Source organism: Lentzea sp. CC55, from assembly GCF_021056325.1.
GTDB lineage: Bacteria > Actinomycetota > Actinomycetes > Mycobacteriales > Pseudonocardiaceae > Lentzea > Lentzea jiangxiensis.
This window is the reverse complement of sequence record NZ_JAJCXE010000019.1, coordinates 519,734-531,050: the sequence shown is the minus strand read 5'-3', so window position 1 is coordinate 531,050 and position 11,317 is coordinate 519,734. Positions and strand designations below refer to the sequence as shown.

The window sequence follows — 11,317 nt, the reverse complement described above, 5'->3', positions numbered from 1 at the left end:
CGAAGGACATCGGCCGCGAGGTACCGCACCAGATTGATCACCGCACGCTCCGCACCGAGCACCCGAGCCGCAACGCCTCCGCCAGCACGTGGTCGCTGCGGTCCGGCGCCACCTCCACCCGCACCGACGAGCCGCGCGCCTGCACGGACCGCACGCCTTCCAACGCCTCCAACGCGTCGAGCGCCGGCACCCGGCTCAGCTCGATCATCACGTGCCCACCGGAGAGGTCGACCCGGGTGGCCGAAGCGAGATGGCCCTCGTGGTCGGACACCAGCGCCGTCCGCCCCCGCAGCAACGACACCAGCTCGCCGGCCGCCGCCGGGTCGAGCCCGGTCCACGGCTCGTCGAGCACGAGCACGTCCGAGGCGAGGAACGCCTGCGCCAGCGCGACCTTCTGCGTGTTGCCCTTGGACAGCTCGGACATCGGCGCCGTCATCGAGCCGACGAACCCCAGCCGCTCCAGCACGTCACCGGCGGCAGTCCCGCGCACCCGCCCCAGGTGGGCCAGGTAGGACAAAGCGGACATCCTCACGTCCGACGGAAACCGCTCGGGCACGTAGCCGACCGAAGCCGGCCGCACGACCCGTCCGGACGTCGGCTTCAGGATGCCCGCCGCGATCTTGAGCAACGTCGACTTCCCGGTGCCGTTCGCGCCGGTCAGCACGGTCAGGCCGGACACCTCCAGCGTCAGGTCGCGCAGCACCCACGGCCCGCGCCCGTACCGCTTGGAGACTTGATCGAGGAGCACCTCGCCAAGATAGCCACGCACGCTCTCGAACGGCGTGAAGTCGGTGAGCCCGGTGCGGGGAGCGTGACTTAGGGCAACCTGGGTTGAACCGGCTTACAGGACAAGCGTACTGTTTGGGGTCGAGGGGCAGTGGTCGACCTGGTGAGGAAGACTCTCCCCGTACCCCGAACTGACCACCGCGCTGTCACCAGATGGAGTTGCACGTGACTCAGCCAGCTACGCCCTCGCCTGCCGGCGATGGAGGCAACAGCCTGGACAGCTTCGGCGCCCGCGGCACGCTCAACGTCGGCGACGCCTCGTACGAGGTGTTCCGGCTGAGCGCCGTGGAGGGCGCCGAGCGTCTGCCGTTCAGCCTGAAGATCCTGCTGGAGAACCTGCTGCGGACCGAGGACGGCGCGAACATCACCGCCGACCACGTGCGCGCTCTCGCCAACTGGGACCCCAGCGCCGAGCCCGACACCGAGATCCAGTTCACGCCCGCGCGCGTCGTGATGCAGGACTTCACCGGTGTCCCCTGCGTCGTCGACCTCGCCACCATGCGCGAGGCCGTCACCCAACTCGGCGGCGACGCCGAGAAGGTGAACCCGCTCGCGCCCGCCGAGCTCGTGATCGACCACTCGGTCATCGCCGACGTCTTCGGCCGCCCGGACGCGTTCGAGCTGAACGTCGACCTGGAGTACGAGCGCAACCGCGAGCGCTACCAGTTCCTGCGCTGGGGCCAGACGGCGTTCGACGAGTTCAAGGTCGTCCCGCCCGGCACCGGCATCGTGCACCAGGTCAACATCGAGCACCTGGCCCGCGTCGTCATGGTCCGGGGCGGTCAGGCGTACCCGGACACGCTGGTCGGCACCGACTCGCACACCACGATGGTCAACGGCATCGGCGTGCTGGGCTGGGGCGTCGGCGGCATCGAGGCCGAGGCCGCGATGCTCGGCCAGCCGGTCTCCATGCTGATCCCGCGCGTCGTGGGCTTCAAGCTCTCCGGTGAGCTGCCCGCGGGCGCCACCGCGACCGACCTCGTGCTGACGATCACCGAGATGCTGCGCAAGCAGGGCGTCGTCGGCAAGTTCGTCGAGTTCTACGGCGAGGGCGTCGGCGCCGTGCCGCTCGCGAACCGCGCCACCATCGGCAACATGTCGCCGGAGTTCGGCTCCACGGTCGGCATCTTCCCGATCGACGGCGAGACGATCGACTACCTGCGCCTGACCGGCCGGTCGGAAGAGCAGATCGCGCTCGTCGAGGCCTACGCCAAGGAGCAGGGCCTCTGGCACGACCCGTCCCGCGAGGCCGTGTACTCCGAGACGCTGGAGCTCGATCTGGCGACGGTCGTCCCGTCCATCGCCGGCCCGAAGCGCCCGCAGGACCGCATCGAGCTGACCTCCGCCAAGGAGGCGTTCCGCCAGGCACTGGGTGCCTACGTCGCGCACACCGACTCCCCGGAGCTCTCCGGCGTGGACGAGGCCGTCGACGAGACGTTCCCGGCCAGCGACCCGGTCGCCGTCGGAGAGGCCGAGAACGGCTCCGGCAAGCCGAAGGTGGTCCACACCGCCGCCGAGGGCGCCACCGGCCGCGTCTCGAACCCGGTCAAGGTCACCGTCGACGGCAACGAGTTCGAGCTGGACCACGGCGCCGTCGCGATCGCCGCGATCACGTCGTGCACCAACACCTCGAACCCGTCCGTGATGCTCGGCGCGGCCCTTCTCGCGAAGAAGGCCGTCGAGCGCGGTCTCGAGCGCAAGCCGTGGGTCAAGACGACCCTGGCGCCGGGCTCGAAGGTCGTCATGGACTACTACGAGCGCGCCGGCCTCATGCCGTACCTGGAGAAGCTCGGCTTCCACCTGGTCGGCTACGGCTGCACGACCTGCATCGGCAACTCGGGCCCGCTGCAGGACGAGATCTCGGCGGGCGTGCAGGAAGGCGACCTCGCGGTCGTCTCGGTGCTGTCCGGCAACCGCAACTTCGAGGGCCGGATCAACCCGGACATCAAGATGAACTACCTCGCGTCGCCGCCGCTCGTCGTGGCGTACGCGCTGGCCGGTTCGATGGACAAGGACATCACCACCGAGCCGCTCGGCACGGACACCGAGGGCAAGCCGGTGTACCTCTCCGAGATCTGGCCGTCGCCGGCCGAGATCGCCGAGGTCATCTCGACCTCGATCTCCGCGGAGGGCTTCACCAAGGGCTACACGAACGTCTTCTCCGGTGACGAGCGCTGGCAGTCGCTGCCCACGCCGACCGGCAACACGTTCGAGTGGGACGCCGAGTCCACCTACGTGCGCAAGCCCCCGTACTTCGAGGGCATGGAGATGGAGCCGAAGCCGGTCACCGACATCGCGGGCGCTCGCGTCCTCGCGCTGTTGGGCGACTCGGTCACCACGGACCACATCTCCCCCGCCGGTTCGATCAAGGCCGACTCGCCCGCGGGCAAGTACCTGACCGAGCACGGCGTGGAGCGCAAGGACTTCAACTCCTACGGCTCCCGCCGCGGCAACCACGAGGTGATGATCCGCGGCACGTTCGCGAACATCCGCCTGCGCAACCTCCTGCTCGACGACGTCCAGGGCGGCTTCACCCGCAACTTCCTGGAGCCCGACGCCCCGCAGACGACGATCTACGACGCGTCGGTCGCCTACGCGGAGGCCGGCGTCCCGCTGGTCGTGCTGGCGGGCAAGGAGTACGGCTCCGGTTCGTCGCGCGACTGGGCGGCCAAGGGCACCTCGCTGCTCGGCGTCCGCGCCGTCATCGCCGAGTCCTACGAGCGCATCCACCGCTCGAACCTGATCGGCATGGGCGTGCTGCCGCTGCAGTTCCCGCAGGGCGACAGCGCGTCGTCGCTGGGCCTCGACGGCACCGAGACGTTCGACTTCACCGGTGTCACGGAGCTCAACAACGGCACCACGCCGTCGACGGTGCACGTCGTCGCCACCAAGGCGGACGGCTCGAAGGTCGAGTTCGACGCGGTCGTCCGCATCGACACGCCCGGTGAGGCCGACTACTACCGCAACGGCGGCATCATGCAGTACGTGCTGCGCAAGATGGTCCGCAGCTAATACCTGATCAATGCGAAAAGGCCCGTCCGGAGATCATTCCGGGCGGGCTTTTCGTTACAATCGGATAAATACGGCTAACGTTTTTCACTGCTGCACACGGGTGAACTTCGTCGCCGTCGGGTTTAACCGGGCTTAGCCTCTTCTGACCCATTTCGAATGGGCCGAAGGAGGGGTTCCAGTGGAAGTGAGAAAGATCGGACGAAGAGCCGTGGTCACCACTGCGGCGTTGGTCGCGGCCATGGCCGTTCCGCTCTCCGGCCAGGCGAACGCGGCCGCGGACGGCACCGTGACCGGCGACAAGACGGTGGGCACCACCGACATCCAGTGCGGCGGGACCGTCCCGGTCACGGTGACGCTGAACGCCGAGACCGGCATCGCGGGCAATCCGGCGGACATCGAGCTCGTGCTCGACCGGTCGGGCAGCATGCAGGGACAACCGATCGTCGATTTGAAAGCCGCGGCGAAATCTTTCGTCGACATCATCGACCAGGCGACCGACGGTTCTTTGAACGGCGTGATCGCCAACGGTTCCCGCGTGGGCGTGGTCAGTTTCGCGGGAAGCGCCTCGGTCGACGTGGGACTGACCGGTGACGCCGCGGCGGTGAAATCGGCCATCGACTCGCTGTCGGCGGCGGGCGCCACCAACCACTCCGACGCCATCTCCACCGGGCAGGCCCAACTGGCCGGGTCGGTGCCGTCCAACGCCAAGAAGATGATCATCATGACGGACGGCGAGACGACCGCCGGTGTGGACGCGAGTCCCGCCGCCGCGGCCGCCCGCGCCGCCGGCACCGAGATCTTCGGCATCGGCCTGCGCGTGACCAACTTCCAGGACGAGATCAAGGACTGGACGACCGACCCCGACGACGGCGTGCACTACTTCTTCGCGCCCGACTCCGCCCAGCTGCAGCAGATCTTCGCGAACATCGGCGCGGCGATCGTCGTACCGGCGGCGACGAACGTGAAGGTCGTCGACACCGTCAACGCCGCGTTCTCGGTGAGCGGCGCCGCGGCCTCCAAGGGCACCGTCTCCCAGAACGGCAACGAGCTCACCTGGACGATCGGCGAGCTGCGCACGGAGAGCGCCACGCTGACGTTCACCGCGACGCACCTGCCCGCCGCCGGCGGTGGCACGCTCGCCGTGAACCCGGGCGTCGTCTACAGCGACACCGAGGGACACACCGTCACGTTCCCGAACCCGACGGTGAAGGTGCACGGCTGCGCGGCCCACATCGACGTCGAGCCCGAGCACGCGGTGAACGAACTGGGCACGCCCGGCCAGACCCACACCGTCACCGCCAAGGTCACCGACGACTTCGGTGACCCGGTGTCCGGCACCGACGTCACGTTCGGCGTGCTGTCGGGCCCGAACACCGGTGCGGCGGGCAACGGCACGACGGCCGCCACCGGCTTGACAGACTTCACCTATCCCGGAACGCAGGGGCTCGCGGGACTCGGCACCGACACGATCCGCGGCTGCTTCACGCGCGCCAGCGGGACCGCGGTGTGCGACGACGTCACGAAGGACTGGGTGGACACCACCCCGCCGGTCGTGACGTGCACCCCGACGAACAACCCCAGCGGTGGCACCGTTCCGCCGCCGACCAACGAGGACGGGTTCTACCTGCTGAGCGCGACGGACGCCGTCGACCCGAACCCGCAGATCTACGTCCGCGACACGGCGAGCACGGCGGTGTTCGGCGGTTTCCCCAGCGGTACCAAGATCAAGCTGGTGCAGGCGCCGGGAGCGACGCCGACGCAGAAGCCCGGCAGCGGTGACATCGACTGGAAGATCACGCTCCAGGGTGACGCCCTGGTGAGCGCGAAGGACGCGTCCGGCAACGAGTCGGCGCCCGTCCGCTGCAACGTCCCGCCACCTCCGAAGTGACGTGACGGCGTGGACCGCTCGTCCTCGGGGCGAGCGGTCCATTCGCCGCGGTGATGCCGAAACCCGGACCACCGGTAACAGCTCACCACCACCCCGCGATGCCAAGTCACCCTGACCACTCGCGGGAGACCCCTCATGAGCTTGACCGTGCTAGGCGACCTGAACTGGCCGGCCGTTGTCGTGGCCACGATCGCCTACTTCGCGCTGGGCACGGTCTGGTACGCCGACCACGCCTTCGGCAGGGCCTGGGAACGGGCGTCCGGCTGGGACCTCAACAAGCCCGAGAAGACCAGCTCCGTCGTCCACCTCGTGCCGCTGGCCACGTGTTTCGTCCTCACGCTCGTCACCGCGATGATCGGCGCCGCCTCGGACACCGACACCGTCATGGAAGGTCTCCTGCTGGGACTCGTGATCGGAGTCGGCATCGCGTCGCCGGTCAGGTTCGTGACGGGCGCCTACGACATGACGAAGCCCGCCCCGATCACCTTCGCGGCCATCGGAGCGGGCTATCACGTCGTCGGACTCACGCTCGCGGGCGCGATCCTCGGTCAGTGGACCTAGATGCGTGCTGCCTTGTGCAGCTCACGCAACGCGCGCACGGACGACACGGCGTACTCGCGGTCCACGGCCTGCACGGCCATCACCGAGATGTACTCGTCCTCCGGCAGCTCCAGCCGGGCCCACGCGGCACCGTCCGGGAAGCTGACCGACAGCACGTCGTTCCAGTCGAAGTGGTGCGACGTCACCACGTTGCGCACGTCGATCCCCGTGGCGTCCGCGGTGACGCGCGGACGCGTCAGCAGGAGCACACCGCCCGCCAGCAGGAAACCCAGCACGATCATGGCGACCTGGTCGGACGTCCGGAAGATCACGCCGGTCGGCGTGTTGCCCAGCAGCAGACCCACCACGGTGAACACCACGACGAGACCGACCGCGCACGCCCACGCGACGCGGCGGATCTTCTTGGGGCGCAGCACGATTCGTTCCGCGGTCATCATTCGAAACCCCGCTCCGTCCACGGCTGGCGCAGGCCGCGCAGCACCAGTGCGGTGTCGATCGCGGCGACGGTCGCCTCGTAGCCCTTGTCCTCCACCGAGTCCGGCAGGCCTGCACGGGCGAGCGCCTGCTCCTCGGTGTTGGTGGTCAGCACGCCGTTGCCCACGGGCGTCGACTCGTCGAGGGCGACGCGCGTGAGCCCGTCGGTCACCGAGTCGCACACGTACTCGAAGTGCGGGGTGCCCCCGCGGATGACCACGCCCAGCGCGACCACCGCGTCGTGGTGGCGCGCCAGTTCCTGCACCACGACGGGGAGCTCGATCGCCCCCGCCACGCGCACGACGGTCGTGTCGACGCAGCCCGCGTCCTCGGCGGCCTTGAGGGCGCGCTCGACGAGCTGGTCGGTGATCTTGGTGTGCCAGCGCGTCGCCGCGATCGCGACGCTCAGGCCCCTGCCGTCGAGCTTCGTCTGCTCTGGACGGCCCTCGCCGCTCATTCCTGGTCCTCCGTTGCGGAAACGACGGCCTCGTACTGCTCCAGCTGGTTCAGCTCGTGGCCCATCCTGTCGCGCTTGGTGCGCAGGTACCGCAGGTTCTCCGGGTTCGGGGAGATCGGCAGCGGCACCCGGTCCAGCACGCGCAGACCGTATCCGGCCTCCAGGCCGACGCGCTTGGCCGGGTTGTTCGTCAGCAGCCGCATGGACTTGATGCCGAGCTCCACGAGGATCTGCGCGCCCGTGCCGTAGTCGCGCGCGTCGGCCGGCAGGCCCTGGACGAGGTTCGCGTCCACGGTGTCCGCGCCCTCGTCCTGCAGCTGGTAGGCCTGCAGCTTGTGCATCAGGCCGATGCCTCGGCCCTCGTGGCCGCGCATGTAGAGCACGACACCGCGTCCTTGTGCCGCAACGGCTTCCAGCGCCGCGTCGAGCTGCGGACCGCAGTCGCACCTCAACGACCCGAGCACGTCACCGGTGAGGCACTCGGAGTGCACGCGCACCAGCACGTCCTCGCCGTCGCCGATCTCGCCGTACACCATCGCGACGTGCTCGATGCCGTCGAGCAGGCTGTCGTAGCCGTACGCGGTGAACACGCCGTGCGCGGTCGGGATGCGGGCCTCGGCGGCGCGCACGACCTGGGTCTCGACGCGGCGGCGGTACGCGATCAGGTCGGCGATCGTGACCAGCGCGAGGTCGTGGTCCGCGGCGAAGACCTCGAGCTCCTCGCGGCGGGCCATGTCCTCCTCGACCTTCTGCGACACGATCTCGCAGAGCACGCCGGCGGGTGCCAGGCCCGCGAGACGCGCCAGGTCGACGGAGGCCTCGGTGTGGCCGGGCCGGCGCAGCACGCCGCCGTCCTTGGCGCGGAGCGGGACGACGTGACCGGGCCGGTTGAAGTCGGTGGCCTTCGCGGTCGGGTCGGCCAGCAACCGGATCGTGCGGGCGCGGTCCGCGGCCGAGATGCCGGTGCTGACGCCCTCGCGCGCGTCCACCGTGACCGTGTACGCGGTGCCGCGCTGGTCCTGGTTCGTGTGGTACATCGGCGGCAGGTCGAGGCGGTCGCAGTCGGAGTCCGTCAGCGCCACGCAGACGTAACCGGACGTGTAGCGGACCATGAACGCGAGCAGCTCCGGCGTCGCCTTCTCGGCGGCGAAGATGAGGTCGCCCTCGTTCTCGCGGTCCTCGTCGTCGACGACGACCACGGGCCGTCCGGCGGCGATGTCGGAGATCGCGCGCTCGATCTCGGCGAAGTCGGTGCTCATTGGGCCTCCTCGCCCGCGATGGCCCGCAGGTGCGGGATCGCCAGTCGTTCAACGTACTTCGCCAGCACGTCGACCTCCAGGTTCACCAGGTCGCCGGGCAGCCGGTGCCCGAGCGTGGTGAGTTCGAGGGTCGTCGGGATGAGGCTCACGGTGAACTCGTTCTCGCTGACGGTCACGACCGTCAGCGAGACCCCGTCGACCGTGATGGAGCCCTTCTCGACGACGTAGCGGGCGAGGGTCGGCGGGAGTCCGATGTGGACGATCTCCCAGTGCTCGGCCTTCTCGCGCGCGAGGATGGTGCCCGTGCCGTCGACGTGACCCTGCACGATGTGGCCGCCGAGGCGCTGGCCGACCGCGGCCGCGCGCTCCAGGTTGACCTTGTCGCCCCGGGCGACCTTCGCGAGGCTGCTGCGCGTGAGGGTTTCGCGCATCACGTCCGCGGTGAAAGTGCCGTCCGCGACCTCCACGACGGTGAGGCAGACGCCGTTCACCGCGATGGAGTCGCCGTGCTTCGCGTCGCTGGTCACGATCGGCCCGGCGATGCGGACCCGTGCCGCGTCGGCCAGGTCCTCCATCGCGACGACCTGGCCGAGTTCCTCGACGATCCCGGTGAACACCGCTCCTCCTAAGTTTGCGGAACCGCGCTGATCCGCAAGTCCGGTCCGCTCATGGTGACGTCTTCCACGGTCAACCGAACAGCTTCCGTGATGGTCGACACGCCCGCGTCCAGCACCGCCGCGGGACCATCCCCGAGCAGCGCCGGAGCGATGTAGGCGAGCACGCGGTCGACCCTGCCGGCCCGCCAGAACGCACCGGCCAGCGTCGGCCCGCCCTCCAGCAGCACCTCGACGACGCCCCGTCCGGCGAGGGCGGTCAGCACCTCGTCCGGGTCGTGCGTGCGCAGGTGCAGCGCGGTGTGCCGGAGCTTCGCCCCACCCGGCAGGTCGCTCATTCCCACCACCACGGGCAACGGCTGGCGGGCCAGCGGCATTCCATCCGCGTCCCTGGCCGTGAGCGCCGGGTCGTCCTTGATGACGGTGGTCGTGCCGACGACGATCGCGTCGAGCTTCGCGCGCAGGTCGTGGACCTCCTTGCGGGAGGTCTCCGAACTGATCCACCGGCTCGTGCCGTCCCGGGCCGCGATCCTGCCGTCGAGCGAGGCCGCGTACTTCCACGTGACGTGCGGACGGCCCGTGCGCGCGTAGTGCAACCACGCCCTGAGAGGGCCGGTGCTGACTTCGCGTTCCATCACGCCGCTTTCGACCGTGACGCCGGCTTTCCTGAGCACGGACGCTCCGCCCGCCGCCTTCGGGTTCGGGTCGCTGACGGCGTGGACGACGTGCTTGATGCCTGCTTCGAGGAGGGCCTCGGTGCACGGCGGTGTGCGGCCGTAGTGCGAACACGGCTCAAGGGTGACCACGGCCGTGCCGCCCCGTGCTCTCGTGCCCGCTTCCTTGAGCGCCATGACCTCGGCGTGCGCACCACCGGCCGGCCGTGTGCCGCCGAACCCGACCGCCCTGCCGGCGTCGTCGAGGATGACGCACCCGACCGGCGGGTTGGGGCTGGTGGTGCCCCTCACCCGCTCGCTCTCCGCGATGGCGAGGACCATCGCGTCCTCGGGTGTCACCTCGCCCCGGCTGCCTGCGCGCGCAGGGCTTCCACGGCCTTGCCGGGGTCCGCGGCGTCGTACACGGCGGAGCCCGCGACGAAGCAGTCCACCCCGGCCTGCGCGGCCTGCTCGATCGTGTCGGCGTTGATGCCGCCGTCGATCTCCACCAGCAGCTTGAGGTGCCCGGTGTCGACCAGGTGGCGCGCCTGGCGCACCTTGTCCAGCACGTCGGCCATGAAGCTCTGGCCGCCGAAGCCCGGCTCGACCGACATGACGAGCAGCGTGTCGTAGTGCTTGAGGACCTCGACGTACGGCTCGAGCGGGGTGCCCGGCTTGATGCTGAGGCCTGCCTTGCTGCCCGCGGCCTTGAGGTTCTTGGCGAGCGCGACCGGGTCGTTCGCCGCCTCGACGTGCACGGTCACGTTGTAGGCGCCCGCCTCGGCGTACCCGATGGCCCAGCGGTCCGGGTCCTCGATCATCAGGTGGCAGTCGATCGGGATGTCGGTGACCTTCAGCAGCGACTTCACCACGGGCAGGCCGAGGGTCAGGTTCGGCACGAAGTGGTTGTCCATGACGTCGACGTGGATCCAGTCCGAGGTGGGCACCGCGGCGAGCTCGTCGGCGAGGCGCGCGAAGTCGGCGGACAGGATGCTGGGGGCGATCATCGGCGTGTGGACCACAACGCTGGAGTCTAGGTGTCCAGAAGGTCGAGCAACCTGCCGGGAGCCACGTCTGAGACCACGACGACACCCGCACCGGTGAGTGTCGTGACGTGCGTCTCCCACATCGGGTGGCGGCGCTTGTCCGCGTTGGCCTGGGGCATGACGACGACCTTGCAGCTCTCCACGCCGATGGCCTCGTTCAACGCCGTCAGCGCCTGGTTGTCGCCGATGCCCAGGGCCAGCTTGGCCACCGAGTTCGCGCTGGCGGGAGCGAAGACGAACGCGTCGGGCGTCGGGTAGGGCTTGGGCCGGCTCGGCAGCCGCGGGTTCCAGCGGACCTCCAGGTCGGTGAGCGCCTGGACCTTCTCCAGCTCGCCCGCCTCCTCGAACCACGGCACGACCGCCGGGGTGAGCGTGATGGCCAACCGCCACCCCCGTTGCACAGCGGGTTCGGCGAGCTCCGTGCGGAACCACGACTCGACGCCGCCACAAGCGGAAGCGACCAATCCGAGCAATCCACGGGTCGTCACCGCTGCGATGTTAGGCGGTCAAATTCGTCAGACCCTGCCGCTAGCGTCCCCACTGCGGGTGATCACCCGCACACTGAGG

The 11,317-nt window shown here is 69.6% G+C and carries 11 protein-coding genes; 3 read left to right on the top strand and 8 right to left on the bottom strand.

The features are described 5' to 3' along the window. Nucleotides 1-37: 37 nt before the first annotated feature. Nucleotides 38-748: an ATP-binding cassette domain-containing protein gene (locus L6E10_RS14260; protein ID WP_236219981.1), complete on the bottom strand. Its 711-nt coding sequence runs from the start codon at nt 746-748 to the stop codon at nt 38-40. A gap of 203 nt (nt 749-951) precedes the next feature. Here L6E10_RS14260 and L6E10_RS14255 point away from each other — a divergent pair, with 203 nt between their 5' ends. The 3 genes from L6E10_RS14255 to L6E10_RS14245 all read left to right on the top strand — a co-directional run bounded on the left by L6E10_RS14255 (nt 952) and on the right by L6E10_RS14245 (nt 6,247). Continuing rightward, entirely contained in the window at nt 952-3,798 is a 2,847-nt protein-coding gene (locus L6E10_RS14255; protein ID WP_236219980.1) for an aconitate hydratase, read from the top strand. 178 nt (nt 3,799-3,976) lie between these two features. Continuing rightward, nucleotides 3,977-5,686 carry a VWA domain-containing protein gene (locus L6E10_RS14250; protein WP_236219979.1) on the top strand — a complete coding sequence of 570 codons (1,710 nt, stop codon included), beginning with the start codon at nt 3,977-3,979 and terminating at the stop codon, nt 5,684-5,686. 135 nt (nt 5,687-5,821) lie between these two features. Continuing rightward, nucleotides 5,822-6,247 carry a DUF1761 domain-containing protein gene (locus L6E10_RS14245; protein ID WP_236219978.1) on the top strand — a complete coding sequence of 142 codons (426 nt, stop codon included), beginning with the start codon at nt 5,822-5,824 and terminating at the stop codon, nt 6,245-6,247. On the opposite strand, the gene L6E10_RS14240 is transcribed toward L6E10_RS14245, so the two are convergent. The 7 genes from L6E10_RS14240 to L6E10_RS14210 are packed head-to-tail and all read right to left on the bottom strand — an operon-like array spanning nt 6,244 to nt 11,238. After that, complete coding sequence (locus L6E10_RS14240; RefSeq protein ID WP_374236582.1) at nt 6,244-6,684, bottom strand: PH domain-containing protein; 441 nt, start codon at nt 6,682-6,684, stop codon at nt 6,244-6,246. The two genes, L6E10_RS14245 and L6E10_RS14240, sit on opposite strands and share 4 nt — an antisense overlap. After that, complete coding sequence (gene ribH / locus L6E10_RS14235) at nt 6,681-7,178, bottom strand: 6,7-dimethyl-8-ribityllumazine synthase (protein WP_236219976.1); 498 nt, start codon at nt 7,176-7,178, stop codon at nt 6,681-6,683. The genes L6E10_RS14240 and ribH overlap by 4 nt, the downstream gene beginning before the upstream one ends. Continuing rightward, nucleotides 7,175-8,437, bottom strand: coding sequence for a bifunctional 3,4-dihydroxy-2-butanone-4-phosphate synthase/GTP cyclohydrolase II (locus L6E10_RS14230; protein ID WP_236219975.1), 1,263 nt, complete (start codon nt 8,435-8,437; stop codon nt 7,175-7,177). The genes ribH and L6E10_RS14230 overlap by 4 nt, the downstream gene beginning before the upstream one ends. After that, a complete protein-coding gene (locus L6E10_RS14225) occupies nt 8,434-9,054 on the bottom strand; it encodes a riboflavin synthase (protein ID WP_236219974.1) in 621 nt (206 codons plus the stop codon). The genes L6E10_RS14230 and L6E10_RS14225 overlap by 4 nt, the downstream gene beginning before the upstream one ends. An 8-nt stretch (nt 9,055-9,062) precedes the next feature. Next, the gene (gene ribD / locus L6E10_RS14220) at nt 9,063-10,046 is read right to left on the bottom strand and encodes a bifunctional diaminohydroxyphosphoribosylaminopyrimidine deaminase/5-amino-6-(5-phosphoribosylamino)uracil reductase RibD (protein WP_236220128.1); all 984 of its coding nucleotides are present in this window, start codon (nt 10,044-10,046) and stop codon (nt 9,063-9,065) included. A 14-nt stretch (nt 10,047-10,060) separates the two neighbouring features. Further along, nucleotides 10,061-10,711 carry a ribulose-phosphate 3-epimerase gene (gene rpe, locus L6E10_RS14215; protein ID WP_177229636.1) on the bottom strand — a complete coding sequence of 217 codons (651 nt, stop codon included), beginning with the start codon at nt 10,709-10,711 and terminating at the stop codon, nt 10,061-10,063. A gap of 26 nt (nt 10,712-10,737) precedes the next feature. Further along, nucleotides 10,738-11,238 carry a flavoprotein gene (locus L6E10_RS14210; RefSeq protein WP_236219973.1) on the bottom strand — a complete coding sequence of 167 codons (501 nt, stop codon included), beginning with the start codon at nt 11,236-11,238 and terminating at the stop codon, nt 10,738-10,740. Nucleotides 11,239-11,317: the final 79 nt, after the last annotated feature.